18 protein-coding genes are annotated in these 15,416 nt (G+C 67.5%); 7 read left to right on the forward strand and 11 right to left on the reverse strand.

The annotated features are described in order from the left end of the window. Positions 1–21: 21 nt before the first annotated feature. Positions 22–846: an alpha/beta fold hydrolase gene (locus EXE63_RS31380; RefSeq protein ID WP_168145194.1), complete on the reverse strand. Its 825-nt coding sequence runs from the start codon at positions 844–846 to the stop codon at positions 22–24. Between the two features lie 57 nt (positions 847–903). Here EXE63_RS31380 and EXE63_RS31385 point away from each other — a divergent pair, with 57 nt between their 5' ends. Together EXE63_RS31385 and EXE63_RS31390 are read left to right on the forward strand one after the other, a co-directional pair. Next, positions 904–1,368, forward strand: a complete 465-nt coding sequence (locus tag EXE63_RS31385; protein WP_210000168.1) for a MarR family winged helix-turn-helix transcriptional regulator — start codon at positions 904–906, stop codon at positions 1,366–1,368. Positions 1,369–1,456: 88 nt separating this feature from the next. Next, complete coding sequence (locus EXE63_RS31390; protein ID WP_168145195.1) at positions 1,457–2,527, forward strand: GGDEF domain-containing protein; 1,071 nt, start codon at positions 1,457–1,459, stop codon at positions 2,525–2,527. 1 nt (position 2,528) lies between these two features. On the opposite strand, the gene EXE63_RS31395 is transcribed toward EXE63_RS31390, so the two are convergent. Genes EXE63_RS31395 through ruvC form a run of 5 tightly spaced genes read right to left on the reverse strand, consistent with a single transcriptional unit; the run spans position 2,529 to position 5,832 of the window. After that, positions 2,529–3,191, reverse strand: coding sequence for a hypothetical protein (locus EXE63_RS31395; protein WP_168145196.1), 663 nt, complete (start codon positions 3,189–3,191; stop codon positions 2,529–2,531). Positions 3,192–3,231: 40 nt separating this feature from the next. Further along, on the reverse strand, positions 3,232–3,621 hold the full coding sequence (locus tag EXE63_RS31400) for a DUF1304 domain-containing protein (RefSeq protein WP_168145197.1): 390 nt from the start codon (positions 3,619–3,621) through the stop codon (positions 3,232–3,234). A 5-nt stretch (positions 3,622–3,626) separates the two neighbouring features. Next, positions 3,627–4,688, reverse strand: coding sequence for a Holliday junction branch migration DNA helicase RuvB (ruvB, locus tag EXE63_RS31405; protein WP_168145198.1), 1,062 nt, complete (start codon positions 4,686–4,688; stop codon positions 3,627–3,629). Then, positions 4,688–5,278 (reverse strand): Holliday junction branch migration protein RuvA, encoded by a 591-nt coding sequence (gene ruvA, locus EXE63_RS31410; RefSeq protein ID WP_168145199.1) that lies wholly within the window; start codon positions 5,276–5,278, stop codon positions 4,688–4,690. Before ruvA ends, ruvB begins: the two co-directional genes overlap by 1 nt. Beyond that, positions 5,275–5,832 carry a crossover junction endodeoxyribonuclease RuvC gene (ruvC, locus tag EXE63_RS31415; RefSeq protein WP_168145200.1) on the reverse strand — a complete coding sequence of 186 codons (558 nt, stop codon included), beginning with the start codon at positions 5,830–5,832 and terminating at the stop codon, positions 5,275–5,277. The genes ruvA and ruvC overlap by 4 nt, the downstream gene beginning before the upstream one ends. A gap of 104 nt (positions 5,833–5,936) precedes the next feature. Between ruvC and EXE63_RS31420 the strand changes: the two genes are divergently transcribed. Next, a complete protein-coding gene (locus EXE63_RS31420; RefSeq protein ID WP_168145201.1) occupies positions 5,937–6,584 on the forward strand; it encodes an SDR family oxidoreductase in 648 nt (215 codons plus the stop codon). On the opposite strand, the gene EXE63_RS31425 is transcribed toward EXE63_RS31420, so the two are convergent. After that, on the reverse strand, positions 6,581–7,582 hold the full coding sequence (locus EXE63_RS31425; protein WP_168145202.1) for an SDR family NAD(P)-dependent oxidoreductase: 1,002 nt from the start codon (positions 7,580–7,582) through the stop codon (positions 6,581–6,583). The two genes, EXE63_RS31420 and EXE63_RS31425, sit on opposite strands and share 4 nt — an antisense overlap. A 39-nt stretch (positions 7,583–7,621) precedes the next feature. Between EXE63_RS31425 and EXE63_RS31430 the strand changes: the two genes are divergently transcribed. Continuing rightward, positions 7,622–8,617: an AraC family transcriptional regulator gene (locus EXE63_RS31430; RefSeq protein WP_234904343.1), complete on the forward strand. Its 996-nt coding sequence runs from the start codon at positions 7,622–7,624 to the stop codon at positions 8,615–8,617. Here the strand turns inward: EXE63_RS31430 and EXE63_RS31435 are convergent. Further along, entirely contained in the window at positions 8,563–9,318 is a 756-nt protein-coding gene (locus tag EXE63_RS31435) for a YebC/PmpR family DNA-binding transcriptional regulator (protein WP_168145203.1), read from the reverse strand. The two genes, EXE63_RS31430 and EXE63_RS31435, sit on opposite strands and share 55 nt — an antisense overlap. Before the next feature lie 180 nt (positions 9,319–9,498). Here EXE63_RS31435 and EXE63_RS31440 point away from each other — a divergent pair, with 180 nt between their 5' ends. Both EXE63_RS31440 and EXE63_RS31445 read left to right on the forward strand, forming a co-directional pair. Next, positions 9,499–10,710 (forward strand): acyl-CoA dehydrogenase family protein, encoded by a 1,212-nt coding sequence (locus EXE63_RS31440; RefSeq protein ID WP_168145204.1) that lies wholly within the window; start codon positions 9,499–9,501, stop codon positions 10,708–10,710. A 97-nt stretch (positions 10,711–10,807) separates the two neighbouring features. Beyond that, entirely contained in the window at positions 10,808–12,472 is a 1,665-nt protein-coding gene (locus tag EXE63_RS31445) for a purine-cytosine permease family protein (RefSeq protein ID WP_168145205.1), read from the forward strand. Here EXE63_RS31445 and EXE63_RS31450 read toward each other — a convergent pair. Beyond that, entirely contained in the window at positions 12,469–13,362 is an 894-nt protein-coding gene (locus EXE63_RS31450; RefSeq protein ID WP_168145206.1) for an SDR family NAD(P)-dependent oxidoreductase, read from the reverse strand. The two genes, EXE63_RS31445 and EXE63_RS31450, sit on opposite strands and share 4 nt — an antisense overlap. 49 nt (positions 13,363–13,411) lie before the next feature. Between EXE63_RS31450 and EXE63_RS31455 the strand changes: the two genes are divergently transcribed. Continuing rightward, positions 13,412–13,984, forward strand: coding sequence for a TetR/AcrR family transcriptional regulator (locus EXE63_RS31455; protein WP_234904344.1), 573 nt, complete (start codon positions 13,412–13,414; stop codon positions 13,982–13,984). Here the strand turns inward: EXE63_RS31455 and pdxT are convergent. Then, on the reverse strand, positions 13,981–14,571 hold the full coding sequence (gene pdxT / locus EXE63_RS31460) for a pyridoxal 5'-phosphate synthase glutaminase subunit PdxT (RefSeq protein WP_168145207.1): 591 nt from the start codon (positions 14,569–14,571) through the stop codon (positions 13,981–13,983). The two genes, EXE63_RS31455 and pdxT, sit on opposite strands and share 4 nt — an antisense overlap. Further along, the gene (gene tesB / locus EXE63_RS31465; RefSeq protein WP_168145208.1) at positions 14,568–15,416 is read right to left on the reverse strand and encodes an acyl-CoA thioesterase II; all 849 of its coding nucleotides are present in this window, start codon (positions 15,414–15,416) and stop codon (positions 14,568–14,570) included. Before tesB ends, pdxT begins: the two co-directional genes overlap by 4 nt.

The following is a 15,416-nucleotide window of genomic DNA, read 5'->3' on the forward strand; positions in this document are numbered from 1 at the left end:
CCATCACGAATCCGGCGCGCCCTAGCGTGCCCGGGCACCGCTCCAAAACTGTTGCAGGCCGGCGACGACCGACTCGCGGTCGGTCAGCAGCGGCGAGGAGTGCCCGGAGCCGCGGACACCCAGCACGGTGGCGTCGGTCATCGGTTCCGCGACGGTCTGGGCGTCGGCCGGCCGCCAGCCGGTGATGTCGTCTCGGCCTGCCACCATGAGCACCGGGGCGGCAATCCGGGCCATGTCGGCGGACATGTCGGGACGGTTCAGCATCATCGACCGCACGGCACGGAACATCGACGGCCGGTCCGCCCGGACGAACGCACTCATCACCTCGTCCGCGAGGTTCGGTGCTGCAGAATATGATTCCCGCCCCACCAGCGCGTCCGCGAGCGGTTTGAGCAGCAGTGGGTTCGGCCCGGCGACCCGATAGAGCTGCACGAGCGGCCAGGCTTTGGTCCAGCGTTCGACCGATCGCAGAGCATGGGCAGGTGTGCCGATCGTGGTGAGGGTGCGCACGCGCTCGGGCCTGTGCACGGCCAGTTGGATTCCCACATGCCCGCCCCAGGCGTTGCCCACCCAGTCGACGGGTTCGTCGATGCCGAGCGCGTCCAGCACCGACACGGCCGCCGCGACACAGTCGGCGAAGCCGAAGTCGCGCCCGATGGGTTCGCTGCCGCCGTGCGACGGCCCGTCGATCACCACCACCGAGCGGCCGCCCGCCAGGTCCTCGGCGGCGCCGCACCACGATCGAGAATCCAGGAACAGACTGTGCCACAGCACCACCGGCGGACCGGCACCCAGCGTCTCGACACGCAACCTGCCCACATCGGTGACGATTTGCTCGACGGCCATGACTCTCCAATTACTTCGGAAACCGAAACTTCGGTAACCGTAGTATGCTGATCGTCCATGGCTCCGTCAAGTGAGCACCCCGACGACCGTCTGGCCATCGGCCAACTCCTCGTCCGGCTGCTGCGGCTGTTCCGTGATGACCTGACCGAGCCCCGCGCGGCCGCCGGCTTCGGCGATGTCCGGGAACCGCACTTCCAGATATTCGGCAACATCCGCACCGGTGGCATCCGACTGACCGAACTGGCCGACCGGGCACAGCTGAGCCTGGCGGCCGCGTCGGAGCTGATCAACGATCTCGTCGAGTCCGGTTACCTCAGCCGTCGCCCCGACCCGGCGGACGGTAGAGCCAAGCTCATCGACCTGACCGCACGGGGGCGCGCTCTCATGGCCGCTGCCGGAGACCGGGTCATCGATCTCGAGCAACGCTGGGCAGACGTCGTCGGTCGCGACCATTTCGCCCAGATGTGCCGCACGATGCAGCAGTTGCTCGACGAACTGGACCCCGAGCAGTCCCGCAGCTAGCTGCGCATTGGTGTGCTGAGCATCCGCTTGAACGCCGTACAGTGATACCGGCCACAATGGAGCTCGATCTTTCACACGAACTGACTCGATGAACACGATTCGCCGGTGGTGGCGGCAACCCGACCACTATGAGTGGCTCTCGGTGTACCTGGAGTCGCAACAGCTCCGCTGGCCTCTGCAATTGATCATGGCCGCCACGGTCACCGGACTCGGATTCGTGCCGCTGCTGCTGCTGTGGAGTCCGGCGGTGCCCTCCGGATGGCCGACCTACGTCATCGCGGTCTCGGCGACCGTGCTGTGCTGGAGCATGACGGTCGCATGGCTGATCCGATGGCCGTCGCGGCAGGTGTCCCGCATCTTCGCGGTGCTGTCGGCGGTGTGCGTCTCGGGGGCCTGCCTGATCGTCCTGGAACCACAGCACGGACTGCTGGCGTGCGCCATCTTCTCGGCGATCGGTGGCCTGGTGGCGTTCACCCAGAACAGCCCTTTCCTGGCACTGGTGCTCGGCATCGGAGTGGGTACCGCGGTGATCTGCGGCGTGCGGACCGCCATGATCGGCGATCCCGCCCTGGCGATCAGCCAGCTTCTGCTGATTCTGGCGAGCATGCTCACCGTGCCGATGATGGGCCAGATACTCGTCCAGCTTCTGGGCGCTGACGCGGTGAACTCGGACGTCGACGTCCTCACCGGCCTGCACAACCGGCGTGGGTTCTATCGGGCCGTGGGACACCGGGCCGGTCGCGTCCTCCGCGGGCGCGGGGCGCTCGGGCTGGTGATGGTGGATCTGGACTGCTTCAAACAGATCAACGACACCTTGGGACACGCCGCCGGCGACGAGGTACTCAAAGCGGTGGCCGCTGTGCTGCGCAGGGTCGCCGGCGGCGATGCCGTGGTGGCCCGTATCGGCGGCGAAGAGTTCTGCATCGCTGCCACGACCGGTGACCGACACATACTTCACCTCGCCGACCGGGTTCGCGCCGCGATCGCAGGCCTACCGGACGGGGTCACCGCCAGCGTCGGCACCGCCTTCGCCGCGCGTCTGCCGGCCTCCAGGGAGGCACTCGATGAGCTCCTCGGCGCCGCGGACCGCGCGATGTACGCCGCCAAGCGGGCCGGCGGCGATCAGGTCCGCCACGCGTCCGACACCGTCGCGCAATAGATCACCTGGTGGTGTGCAGCTCGTTGTTGCGGTCGCGCTTCCCGAACATGTCCCGCCAGCCGCGCTTGTGCTGCGCGTCCGCGGTGGGTCCGATGACCTCGGTCTTCTGATCGGGCATCACCACCGGCTGCGCACCCGTCGTGGCGACCGGCTTGGCGGTTTCGGCCTCGCCGATCTCCACGTCCCGGACGCTGCGCACCGACAACCGCCCGACCGCGACTGCGGCCAGGAAGACGATCAGCGCGCCGAGGCCGGAGAAGTACGCCAGCTCCACCACCACCCGCTTGCCCTCCGTGACGGCCACCGGGCTCCCGACATTGCCGAGGGCCAGCGGCGCCGCCAGCGCACGCCCCACGACAAACCACGCACCGGCGGCCACGGCCAGCCATCCGCCCAGCATGGCGGTGGCGCGATTACGCGACACCAGCAGCAGTAGGCCACCGATCACGGCCACCACACCCGGCAGCACTTCCAACCATCCCCGGCCCAGCGTCCACGTCCACGGCGAATCAGGGGTGTATGCGAAGTCGAAATAGGGCCCGACGAACGGGATGAAGGCTCCCCACATGCCAAGCAGGATCAACAGGAATCCGCTGAGCGCTCCGCGGCTGCGCGATATCGCCAGCCTGCCGCCGCGGGCAGGGCGTACTCGGGTGTCGGACATGGTGGCCTCCTCGGTCATGCCGAAGGACTACCCACCTTGATCACGCGGTAACCAGATTGACCGCCACGAACAGGACCGCAATCAACGGGAACACTCCCTGGGTGACGGCGGCGCGGGCCTTGTCCGGCGAGGACACCAACAACACCAGCGCGGCCGCCAGCATCGATCCCACCCCGGCCAACACCAGGGCGGTCCCGACCGCGTGGTGGCCGGCGATCGCTGCGCCGACACCGATCCCCGTCACGATGGCCAGGAACAGGTTGTAGAAGCCCTGATTGAAAGCCATTTCCTTGGTGGCCTCCGCCTCTTGGGCGCTCAGCCCGAAGGTCGCCCGGGTGCGCGGCGCGGTCCAGGTCAGCGATTCCATCACGAAGATGTACACGTGCAGCAGGGCGGCGAGGCTGGCGACGATGAGACCGGCAGTGAGCATGGAGACTATTCAAACAGCCCGGTCTGCCCGAAACCGGTGACCGGCGGTTGCAGACCGAGATGTGTCCATGCCAGCGGCGTCGCGACCCGGCCGCGCGGGGTGCGGGCGATCATCCCGGCCCGCACCAGGAACGGCTCGCACACCTCCTCGACGGTGGTGGCTTCCTCCCCCACCGCGACGGCCAGGGTGGAGACCCCGACCGGTCCGCCACCGAAGCTGCGGGTCAGGGCGGAGAGCACCGCACGGTCCAGGCGGTCCAGGCCGAGTTCGTCGACGTCGTAGACCTCCAGCGCCGCCTTGGCGATATCGCGGGTGATGATGCCGTCGGCACGTACCTCCGCGTAATCGCGGACCCGGCGCAGCAGCCGGTTGGCGATACGCGGGGTGCCTCGGGAGCGGCGGGCGACCTCGGACCCGGCGGTGGCCTCCAGTTCGATCCCGAGGATCCCGGCCGAACGGTGTAGCACCCGTTCCAGATCGGTCGGCTCGTAGAAATCCATGTGCGCGGTGAAACCGAAACGATCGCGCAGCGGGCCGGTCAACGCGCCGGAGCGGGTGGTCGCGCCCACCAGGGTGAACGGTGCCACGTCGAGCGGAATCGAGGTCGCCCCAGGGCCTTTGCCGACCACGACGTCGACCCGGAAGTCCTCCATCGCCAGATACAGCATCTCCTCGGCGGGCCGCGCGATGCGGTGGATTTCGTCGATGAACAGCACATCACCCTCGACGAGGTTGGACAGCATCGCCGCGAGATCCCCGGCGCGTTCCAGCGCCGGGCCGGACGTCACCCGCAGCGCCGAGCTCAGCTCGGCGGCGATGATCATCGCCAGTGAGGTCTTGCCCAGGCCGGGCGGGCCGGACAGCAGGATGTGATCCGGTGTGCCGCCCCGGTTCTTGGCACCCTCGAGAACCAGCTGGAGCTGTTCGCGCACCCGGTGCTGCCCGATGAACTCACCCAGCGTGCGCGGCCGCAGGCTGGCGTCGACGTCGGCCTCACCGACTGTCAGCGCCGGCGATACGTCCCGCTCCTCGGTGTCATCGTCGGGTTCTGAATCGAAACGGCCCATTACTTCTTACCCAGCATCGACAGTGCCGCGCGCAGCGCGGTCGACGTGGTGGCCGCCGGATCATCGGCGAGCACCTTGTCGGTGGCCTCCTCGGCCTGCTTGGCCGCGAAGCCAAGGCCGACAAGGGCTTCCACCACCGGCATCCGCACCGCGTGTCCGGTGACCGTTGCCGAACCGCCGGCGCCGGGCACCGCACCGATCTTGTCGCGCAGTTCCAGCACCAGCCGCTCGGCGCCGCGCTTTCCGATGCCCGGCACCCTGGTCAACGCGGTGACATCACCGTCGGCCAGTGCCTGGCGCAGCGAGTTCGCGTCATACACGGCCAGGGTGGCCAGCGCGATCTTCGGGCCGACACCGGAGACCCCCAGCAGCGTGCTGAACAGGTCGCGCGATTCACCGTCGGCGAAGCCGTACAACGTCATCGAGTCCTCGCGCACGATCATGGCGGTGATCAGCCGGGCCTCCTCGCCGCGGCGCAGCGTGGACAGCGTCGAGGGGGTGGCCATCACCTTGTAGCCGACACCGGCGGCCTCCACGACCGCGTGATCGAGGGCGATCTCGATGATCTCGCCGCGCACCGAGGCGATCATGCGCGGGCCGCCTTGAGCTTGGACTCGTACTTTCGTTTGGCCTCGGCGGCCTTGGCCTCCGCCTCGGCCATCCGGGCGATCATCGGCGCCCTCCAGCAGTGGCAGATGGCGAGCGCCAGCGCATCCGCAGCGTCGGCTGGCGTCGGCTTCTGTTGCAGTCCAAGGATTTTGGTGACCATGGTGGTGACCTGCGCCTTATCGGCCCGGCCGTTGCCGGTGACCGCGGCCTTGACCTCGCTGGGGGTGTGGAAGTGCACATCGATATCGCGGCGGGCGGCGGCCAGCGCGATCACGCCGCCGGCCTGCGCGGTGCCCATCGCAGTGTTGGCATTCTGGTTGGCAAACACCCGCTCGATGGCGATCACGTCGGGGCGGTGGGTGTCCATCCAGTACTCGACGGTGTCACTGATGGTGAGCAGCCGCCGTTCCAGCGCCTCCCCGGCCGGTGTCCGCACGACGTCGACATCGAGGGCGATGACATGGCGACCGCGACCGGTCTCGATCACCGACAACCCGCAGCGCGTCAACCCGGGATCGACTCCCATTACCCGCACGCCAGCCCCTTCGCCCATCAGAACACGTGTTCGATAGCGTAGCCGCCGGGCCCGACACATCCGGAGAGGGACACGCGGATATCTTGCCGTGCCACCATGGACAGATGCGAGTGGTCATAGCAGGCGGACACGGAAAGATCGCGTTGATTCTGGAGCAGCTGCTGGCGGCCCGGGGTGATGTGCCGGTCGGGCTGATCCGAAACCCCTCGCACGCCACCGATCTGGAGGCGGTCGGGGCGCAGGCCGTGGTGCTGGATCTGGAGCACAGCACCGTGGACCAGGTCGCCGAGGCGGTGCGCGGGGCCGATGCGGTGGTGTTCGCCGCCGGGGCCGGTCCGGGCAGCGGTGTCGCGCGCAAGCAGACGGTGGACCGGGACGCGGCGATCCTGCTGGCCGATGCGGCCGAGGCCGCGGGTGTGCCCCGGTATCTGATGGTGTCGGCGATATCGGCCGATGACCGCAGCCTGGACGACGGATACGACGAGGTCTTCTTGGCCTATATCCGCGCCAAATCCGAGGCCGATGCGAACGTGCGGGCGCGCAGCGCGCTGCAGAGCACCATCGTGCGGCCGGGCGGGCTCACCGACGACCCGGGCACCGGCAGGGTTCAGATCGCCGAGTCGACCGGCCGTGGCACGATCGCGCGCGCCGATGTCGCCGCGGTGCTGCTGGCGGTGCTGGACTCCCCCGCGACGGCGGGGCGGACCTTCGAGGTCATCTCGGGCGAGACGGCGATCGGCGAGGCCATCTAGACCGCCAGCAGTTTCTCGCTGAGCCCCCACAGTCGCTGCGCGGACTCCGGGTCGACCGCGTACCGGGTCACCCCCACGGTCATCTCGAACGGCCCGGTGCCGAACTCCACCGCCACCGGTTCGTCGATGTCCTCCAGCGGGGCGATGTCGCTGTTCTGCAGGAACACCCCGCCGATGTCGTCGAGCAGCGGGCTGGTCGCGGCCCACACTGTGGTGGCCGCGCCCTGCTGCGGTGTCTTGAGGTCGCGGTCGGGATCAATGACCACATTGCCGTGTTCGTCGATCAACCCCATCAGCTTCCACCCCTCGTCGGGCATCCACGGCGCGAGGTTCGTGCCGAGGATGCCGCCGGGATGCAGCGCGTAGCCGCGGATGCCGTCATCGGACCACAGCCGGTCCAGTTCGACGGCGAACAGCACGTTGGCCGTCTTGGATTGGCCGTAGGCCAGCATGCCGTCATATGAGCTCTCGTCCTCGAAATGCGGTTCATCCCAACGTATGTCGGACAGGTGGTGACCCCATGACGACAGCTCCACCACCCGTGCACCGGTCGCCGCACGCAGCGCGGGCAACAACGCGTTGGTCAGTTGGAAGTGGCCCAGATGGTTGGTGGCGAACTGCGCCTCGTATCCGCGGCCGTCGCGAACCAGCGGCCCGCCCATGATCCCGGCGTTGTTGACAAGCGTGTGCAACGGCCGGCCGGTGTCCAGATAGCCGGCGGCGAAGTCAGCGACCGACCGCGGATCAAGCAGGTCGAGGCGGTGGACCTGTACTCCGGGCAGGTCCGCCACCGCGGCCGCGGCGCGTTCCGGCGAGCGCGCCCCGACCACCACGGAGGCACCCGCGCGGCTCAGCGCCCGCGTGGTCTCCAGTCCGAGTCCGACGTGCCCGGCGGTCACGATGATCTGCCGGCCGGTGAGATCGATGCCGGCCAGCACATCCGTGGCCGACGATGCTGCGGTGAATCCTGAACCGATGGGGTGTTGTTTGTGCGTCATGCCCGGAATAACGTCCGGGCCGGCGGACTTTCCATCGTCATGAGTCCGCAAAGCATGCGCGATCGTCCGGAAGTCGGCCGCGACCCGCTCTCGGCGGTGCTGCGCTTGGTGGAAGCCCGCGGTGCGGTGTCCGGAGCGCTGTCGGCCGCGGGAGCCTGGACCACCGCTGCCGAGATCACCGAACCGCTGAAGTTCATCGCGGTCGTGCGCGGTGGCCTGCGGATCCACGCCGACGGGGTGAGCCCGGTGTACGCGAGCGCCGGCGACGTGGTGATCCTCAACCACCGTCGCCGGGTGACTCTGTCCAATAGCCCCGACGGCGCCGTCCCAGTCGCCTTCGAACTCAGCGCGACCGAACCGCTGGTGCGGATCGGGGACGTAGAGCAGGACGTCATGTTGGGCGGGCACATCGGCGTCAACGAGGTCGGCCGTCAACTCCTGCGCACCGCTCTTCCGCCGCTGCTGCACGTTCGGTCCGCCGCGCCCGGCGCCTCCGAACTGTACGACCTGGCGTCCCGGGTGTACGCGGAGATGACCGCAGCCCGGATCGGCAGCGACTTCGCCGTCGCACAGTTTGCGCAGCTGTTGGTGCTGGCGCTGCTGCGCACCCGTCTGGACCGGCCCGGTGCGGTACCGCCGGGTGTGCTGCGGCTGCTCACCGACGATCAGCTGCGACCGGCCGCGGCCGCCATGCACGCCGACCCCGGAAGGCCGTGGCGGATGGCGGAACTGGCGCGGATCGCCACGATGTCGCGGACTTCGTTCGCCGAGCGGTTCCGCACGTCGGCCGGGGTACCGCCGATGACCTACCTGAGCACGTTGCGGATGGTGCTGGCGCAACGCGCGCTGCGGGACACCGACGTCGCCGTCGCCGTTCTCGGTTACGAGCTCGGGTACGGGGCCGAGAGCGCGTTCTCCAACGCGTTCAAGCGCGAGGTGGGCGTGTCACCCCTGCGGTACCGGCAGGCCGCCCGTGCGGATCAGTCCTCGTCTAGCTGGGCCGCGACATCGTCCGGGATGTCGATATTGGTGTAGACATCCTGCACATCGTCGCTGTCTTCGAGCGCGTCGATCAGCTTGAGCACCTTGCGGGCGCCCTCGAGGTCCACCTGCACGCTGACCGACGGCTGGAAACCGGAGTCCGCCGAGTCGTAGTCGATACCGGCGTCCTGCAGCGCGGTCCGCACGGCCACCAGGTCGGTGGGCTCGGAGATGATCTCGAAGCTCTCGCCCAGATCGTTGATCTCCTCGGCGCCGGCCTCCAGCACGGCGGCAAGCACGTCGTCCTCGGTGAGGTCGTTCTTGTCGAGGGTGACGACGCCCTTGCGGGTGAACAGGTAGGACACCGACCCCGGGTCGGCCATGTTGCCGCCGTTGCGGGTCATGGCGACGCGCACCTCGCCGGCGGCCCGGTTGCGGTTGTCGGTGAGGCATTCGATAAGCACTGCAACACCATTGGGCCCGTAGCCCTCGTAGGTGATGTTCTGCCAGTCGGCGCCGCCGGCTTCTTCGCCGCCACCGCGCTTGCGGGCCCGCTCGATGTTGTCGTTGGGCACCGACGACTTCTTGGCCTTCTGGATGGCGTCATAGAGCGTCGGGTTGCCCGACGGGTCACCACCACCGGTGCGGGCCGCGACCTCGATGTTCTTGATCAGCTTGGCGAACATCTTGCCGCGCTTGGCGTCGACGACGGCCTTCTTGTGCTTTGTGGTGGCCCACTTGGAATGGCCGCTCATGCAGGTACGCCCTCTTTCTGGTCAAACGTCGACTACCCAGTCTACGGGCACCCACTTTCGTGTCCCCCAGCTTGGGTTCGTTGTCGGCACACCGGGGCGCCTTCCCCGTCAGGCCAGACTGCGTGTTAGTTGAGCCACAGTCGCCGCCGGAGTAACTTACTCCAAAGTAAGGTAGCTGCCATGACGTTCTCCCTGGAGTTGTCCTCAGACCTGCTCGACGTGCAGAAGTGGGTTCACGAATTCGCTGCCGACGTCGTGCGCCCTGCCGCCGCCGAGTGGGACGAGCGAGAGGAGACGCCGTGGCCGATCATTCAGGAGGCCGCCAAGATCGGCCTCTACTCGCTGGAGATGATGGCCGAACAAACCGCCGAACCCTCCGGCCTGGGCATGATCGTCGTCTTCGAGGAACTGTTCTGGGGCGACGCCGGTATCGCGCTGTCGATCCTGGGCACCGGATTGGCCGCGGCGTCCGTCGCCGGATCCGGCACCCCCGAGCAGATCGGTGAGTTCCTGCCCCAGATGTTCGGCACCGTCGAGAAGCCCGAGGTCGCCGCGTTCTGCGCGTCCGAACCCAATGCCGGCTCCGATGTGGGCTCGATCCTGACCCGGGCCCGCTACGACGAGGCCACCGACGAATGGGTGCTCAACGGCACCAAGACCTGGGCCACCAACGGCGGCATCGCCAACGTCCACGTCGTCGTGGCCTCGGTGCACCCCGAGCTCGGCACCCGCGGGCAGGCTTCGTTCATCATTCCGCCCGGCACAAAAGGTCTCAGCCAGGGCCAGAAGTTCCTCAAGCACGGTATCCGCGCCTCGCACACCGCCGAGGTGGTCCTCGACGACGTCCGCATCCCCGGGCGCCTGATCGTCGGCGGCAAGGAGAAGTTCGACGCGAAGATCGCCAAGGTGCGCGAGGGCAAGAAGGCCGCCGGCCAGGCCGCCATGGCGACCTTCGAGCGCACCCGCCCCACCGTCGGCGCGATGGCCGTCGGTGTGTCGCGCGCGGCCTACGAGTACGCGCTCGACTACGCCTGCGAGCGTGAGCAATTCGGTCGCAAGATCGGCGATTTCCAGGGTGTCGCGTTCAAGCTCGCCGACATGAAGGCCCGCATCGACGCCGCCCGCCTGCTGGTGTACCGGGCCGGCTGGATGGCGCGCAACGGCAAGCAGTTCGAGAACGCCGAGGGGTCGATGGCCAAACTGGTGGCCAGCGAGACCGCCGTGTACGTCACCGATGAGGCCATCCAGATCCTCGGCGGCAACGGCTACACCCGCGACTACCCCGTCGAGCGGATGCACCGTGACGCGAAGATCTTCACGATCTTCGAAGGCACCAGCGAGATCCAGCGTCTGGTGATGGGCCGCGCCATCACCGGTCTGCCCATTCGCTGAAACGACTTACGCCAGAGTCAATTTGGGGTGCAAACCTCGAGCCCGGTCGGAACACGGCCGTCACGCCGGGGAAACACGGTCGGCCTAATTTTGCCGAATGACACAGGAGCTCGGCGATGAGGTGCGCCATGCGGACCTCGACAACGACCTTGATCGGCTGACTGCCACCAAGGAGACGCTGGAGGACTACACGCTGCGCTTCGCGCCGCGCAGCTACCGCAAATGGTCCACCCGGGTGGTGGGCATCTCGGCACTCGGCGGTATCGCCTACCTCGCCGATTTCGCGATCGGCGCCAATATCGGCATCGCCTACGGGACCACCAACGCGTTGTGGGGAATTCTCATCTTCGCGGTCGTGGTGATGGTGACCGGATTTCCCCTCGCCTATTACGCGGCGCGCTACAACGTCGATCTCGACCTGATCACCCGCGGCAGCGGTTTCGGCTACTACGGGTCGGTGGTCACCAACGTCATCTTCGCGACGTTCACCTTCATCTTCTTCGCCCTCGAGGGCTCCATCATGGCGCAGGGCCTCGAGCTCGGACTCGGGATACCGCTGTGGGTCGGTTATGCGCTGTCCACCATCGTCATCTTCCCGTTGGTCATCTACGGCATGAAAGTGCTTTCCACACTGCAGGTCTGGACCACGCCGCTGTGGCTGGTGCTGATGGTCGCGCCCTTCGTCTATCTGGTGGTCAGCCACCCCGAATCGGTCGGGGAGTTCTTCGCCTTCCAGGGTGAGAGCGGCACCGGCGGTTTCGACCTGGGCATGACGCTGCTGGCCGCCGGCGTGTGCCTGTCGCTGATCGTGCAGATCGCCGAACAGATCGACTACCTGCGCTTCATGCCGCCCCGGACACCGGAGAACAGCCGCAGCTGGTGGACGTGGATGTTCCTGGCCGGACCGGGCTGGGTGATCTTCGGCGCCATCAAACAGGTGGTGGGCCTGTTCCTGGCGGTGTACCTGATCGCCAACGTCTTCGACGGCGCCGTGGCGAACGCGAATGAACCCGTGCACCAGTTCCTGGAGATCTACCGCAACTTCCTGCCGCCGTGGCTGGCCATGACGCTGGCAGTCATCCTGGTGGTGATCAGCCAGGTCAAGATCAACGTCACCAATGCCTACTCCGGCTCGCTGGCGTGGACCAACTCGTTCACCCGCGTCACCAAGCACTACCCCGGCCGGCTGGTGTTCCTCGCGTTCAACCTGCTGATCGCGCTGATCCTGATGGAAGCCAACATGTTCGCGTTCCTGAACTCCATCCTGGGGTTCTACGCCAACTGCGGTATCGCCTGGGTTGTGGTGGTGGCCTCCGACATCGTGTTCAACAAGTACCTCTTGAAACTGTCGCCGATGCAGCCCGAGTTCCGCCGCGGCATGCTGTACGCGGTCAATCCGGTCGGGTTCGTCTCACTGTTCGTCGCTGCCGGGGTGTCGCTGCTGACATTCTTCGGCATGCTCGGCGAGGCCATCCGGCCGTACTCGCCGCTGGTGGCCATCGTGCTCGGCCTGGTGCTGCCACCGATCATTGCCGTCGCCACCAAGGGCCGGTACTATCTGCGCCGCACCGATGACGGCATCGACCTGCCGATGTACGACGAGCTCGGCAACCCGTCCGGAGAACACCTCAAATGCCATGTGTGCCATCACGACTACGAGCGGCCCGACATGATGAAATGTGAGACCCACGACGCGTTCGTCTGCTCGCTGTGCCTGTCGACCGATAAGGTCGCCGACCACGTGCTGCCCGCCCAGTCCTAGCCCGGAACGGCCGGGTATCGCCCGTCCTCCTTGGGAAAATGCGGACGCAGCGCGGCGGCGAAGACGCGGTCGAGCGTGCGGTCGGGTAGCAACGGCAGCCACCGGATCATGGCCGCTTCGCGGCCGACCGTATAGCGCGTGCGCGGCTTGCGCACGGTGACCGCCTTGACGATCACCTCGGCCGCGGCGCCTGCGGGCAAGCCCGACTCGGTGGACGACACCGCCTGTGCGTTCACTGCCTGCAACAGTGCCCCGTAGCGCCGACTCTGCGCCGGGGTCATGGCCGACACCGACTCGCCGGCCGTGGCGATCGCGCGCCCGAGCATCTCCGTGCGCACGGCCCCCGGTTCGATCACCACCACCCCGACACCGAATGGAGCCATCTCGCGTCGCAGTGCGTCGCTGACGGCTTCGAGCGCGAACTTCGTTGCGGCATAAGGACCATAGGTGGCCATCGCGACCCGGCCGCCGACCGAGCTGATGTTGATCACCCGGCCTTTGGAACGCATGAGCGCCGGCAGCAGCATCTGGGTGACGGCCACCTGACCGAAGAGGTTGACCTCGAACATGCGTCGCCATTCGTCGATCGCGAACACCTCGATCGGCACGTTGGCCTGGACGGCGGCGTTGTTCACCAGCGCCCGCAGTGTCCGCCCCTGCGGGTCGTCGTTCACCCGGGCGGCCAGCGCCGCGATGTGGTCCGCTTCGGTGATGTCGAGGATGAGCGGCTCGATACCGGGTTCCCGGATCGCGTCGCCGTCCTGCTCGCGCCGGACACCGGCAAGCACATGGAACCCCCGCCCGGCCAGTGCGCGTGCCGTGGCGGCGCCGATGCCTGTGGACGCTCCGGTGACCACGGCCAACTCCCGGAATTCAGATGACGTTGTCATCTGAAAGAGGCTACGCTGTCAGATGACAATGTCAACATAGGATGGGCGCATGGTGACCCGCGTTGAATCAGCCGCCGCCACCCGACGCACCCTGCTCGACGACGCCGCCGAACTACTCGACAGCGGAGGCCCCGACGCCGTGACCCTGCGTGAGGTCGGCGCGCGGGCGGGCCTCAGCCGCGGTGCGCCCTACCGGCACTTCGCGAACAAGGAAAACCTGCTGACGGCGGTCGCCACCGAGGGCTGGGAGCGCATCGGCGATCGCATGCACGCCCTGCGGACAGACTCCCGGCTCCTCCCCGCCGACACGCTCCGCACCGCACTCCTCGGCGTCATCGAGATCAGCCGGCGCCAGCCGCACCTGTACCACCTGATGTTCAGCGCACCCGCTACAGACCCCACCGCGGTGGCCCGCGCCGCGCAACGCATGTGCGATGAGTTCACCGACATCGTCGCCGCGGTCGTCGGCGAACAGCACGCGCAGCGCTGCGCGGCCTTACTACTGACCGGCGCACACGGTGCAGCAGGGCTGGAATTGAGCGGCCTGCTCAGCAACGACAAATGGCACACCACCGCCGAGGAACTCACCGACAGCCTGATCGCTGCGATCGCCCAGGCCTAGCGGCCGGCCACCATGTCGACGAACATCGCGTGCACCCGCCGGTCGCCGGTCATCTCGGGGTGGAAGGAAGTGGCGAGCATCCGGCCCTGGCGTACCGCCACCGGATGACCGGCCGCCGTGGCCAGCACCTCGACCTCGGGTCCGACCCGTTCCACCCACGGGGCCCGGATGAACACCGCATGCACCGGACCGTCGATACCGGTGAACATCAGGTCCTCCTCGAAGGAATCGACCTGACGACCGAAAGCATTGCGGCGCACCGTCATGTCTATGCCGCCCAGTGGTAGCGCCTCGCGCCCGGGAACCCCGGCATCCAGGATCTCCCCGGCCAGCAGGATCATTCCCGCGCACGAGCCGTAGGCGGGCATCCCGTCTCGCAGCAACCCTCGCAGCGGCTCCAGTAGCTCGAACTCCCGCAGCAGGTGACTCATCGCCGTGGACTCGCCACCCGGAATGACAAGCGCGTCGACGGATTGCAACTCGGCGAGACGCCGCACCGTGACGGCCTCGGCGCCGGCTTCGTTCAATGCCGCCAGATGCTCACGGGTGTCGCCCTGCAGGGCGAGCACCCCGACAGCGACGCTCACTGGCCGGGTGGGGTGAAACCACGCTGATAGCGGGTCAGCCCCTCCTGCATCACCGACGCGACCATCTCGCCGTACTGGTTGAACAGCTTGCCCTCGGTGAGCGCACGCCCGCCGCAGGCCGACGGCGAGGACTGGTCATAGAGCAGCCACTCATCGGCGCGGAACGGCCGCATGAACCACATCGCGTGATCCAGCGACGCGATCATCAGATGCTTGCGCTCGTCGGGGTGATTGACCTGTGCCGAACCCAGCAGCGTCAGATCGCTCAAGTAGGCCAGCGCGCAGATGTGCAGCACCGGGTCATCCGGCAGCGGATCGCGGTGGCGGAACCACACCTGCTGCTGAGAAGCCTTGCCCGGCAACCGGTTCACCTGATCGCGGGGGACGATACGCACGTCCCATTCATCGAACTGGCGGAAACTGGCGTCGTCGAAGACCTTCGAGTTGGTCTTGAATCCGGGAATGTCATCGGGTGCGGGCGCCGACGGCATGGCGTCCTGGTGCTCGATACCGCTCTGATCGGTCTGGAACGACGCCGACATGCTGAAGATGGTCTGCCCGTGCTGGACGACACTCACCCGGCGGGTGGCGAACGATCCGCCGTCACGGATCCGTTCCACCAGGTACACCGACGGTGCGCGGGCATCTCCGGGGCGCAGGAAGTAGCCGTGCAGCGAGTGCACCTGAAACTTCGGATCCACCGTGCGCACCGCCGACACCAGCGACTGGCCGGCCACATGCCCGCCGAAGGTGCGCTGCAGGAAGCCGGACTCCGGGCTGAACACCCCGCCGCGGTAGATGTCGACTTCCAGTTGCTCGAGGTCGAGGATCTCTTCGATCGACAC

The sequence above is a fragment of the Mycolicibacterium frederiksbergense genome (assembly GCF_012223425.1).
GTDB lineage: Bacteria > Actinomycetota > Actinomycetes > Mycobacteriales > Mycobacteriaceae > Mycobacterium > Mycobacterium frederiksbergense.

Bases quoted from the DNA above. Each gene is read 5' to 3' on its own strand.
- EXE63_RS31380 (WP_168145194.1), bottom strand. From the start codon at position 846: ATGGCCGTCGAGCAAATCGTCACCGATGTGGGCAGGTTGCGTGTCGAG.
- EXE63_RS31385 (WP_210000168.1), top strand. From the start codon at position 904: ATGGCTCCGTCAAGTGAGCACCCCGACGACCGTCTGGCCATCGGCCAA.
- EXE63_RS31390 (WP_168145195.1), top strand. From the start codon at position 1,457: ATGAACACGATTCGCCGGTGGTGGCGGCAACCCGACCACTATGAGTGG.
- EXE63_RS31395 (WP_168145196.1), bottom strand. From the start codon at position 3,191: ATGTCCGACACCCGAGTACGCCCTGCCCGCGGCGGCAGGCTGGCGATA.
- EXE63_RS31400 (WP_168145197.1), bottom strand. From the start codon at position 3,621: ATGCTCACTGCCGGTCTCATCGTCGCCAGCCTCGCCGCCCTGCTGCAC.
- ruvB (WP_168145198.1), bottom strand. From the start codon at position 4,688: ATGGGCCGTTTCGATTCAGAACCCGACGATGACACCGAGGAGCGGGAC.
- ruvA (WP_168145199.1), bottom strand. From the start codon at position 5,278: ATGATCGCCTCGGTGCGCGGCGAGATCATCGAGATCGCCCTCGATCAC.
- EXE63_RS31420 (WP_168145201.1), top strand. From the start codon at position 5,937: ATGCGAGTGGTCATAGCAGGCGGACACGGAAAGATCGCGTTGATTCTG.
- EXE63_RS31425 (WP_168145202.1), bottom strand. From the start codon at position 7,582: ATGACGCACAAACAACACCCCATCGGTTCAGGATTCACCGCAGCATCG.
- EXE63_RS31430 (WP_234904343.1), top strand. From the start codon at position 7,622: ATGAGTCCGCAAAGCATGCGCGATCGTCCGGAAGTCGGCCGCGACCCG.
- EXE63_RS31435 (WP_168145203.1), bottom strand. From the start codon at position 9,318: ATGAGCGGCCATTCCAAGTGGGCCACCACAAAGCACAAGAAGGCCGTC.
- EXE63_RS31440 (WP_168145204.1), top strand. From the start codon at position 9,499: ATGACGTTCTCCCTGGAGTTGTCCTCAGACCTGCTCGACGTGCAGAAG.
- EXE63_RS31445 (WP_168145205.1), top strand. From the start codon at position 10,808: ATGACACAGGAGCTCGGCGATGAGGTGCGCCATGCGGACCTCGACAAC.
- EXE63_RS31450 (WP_168145206.1), bottom strand. From the start codon at position 13,362: ATGACAACGTCATCTGAATTCCGGGAGTTGGCCGTGGTCACCGGAGCG.
- EXE63_RS31455 (WP_234904344.1), top strand. From the start codon at position 13,412: ATGGTGACCCGCGTTGAATCAGCCGCCGCCACCCGACGCACCCTGCTC.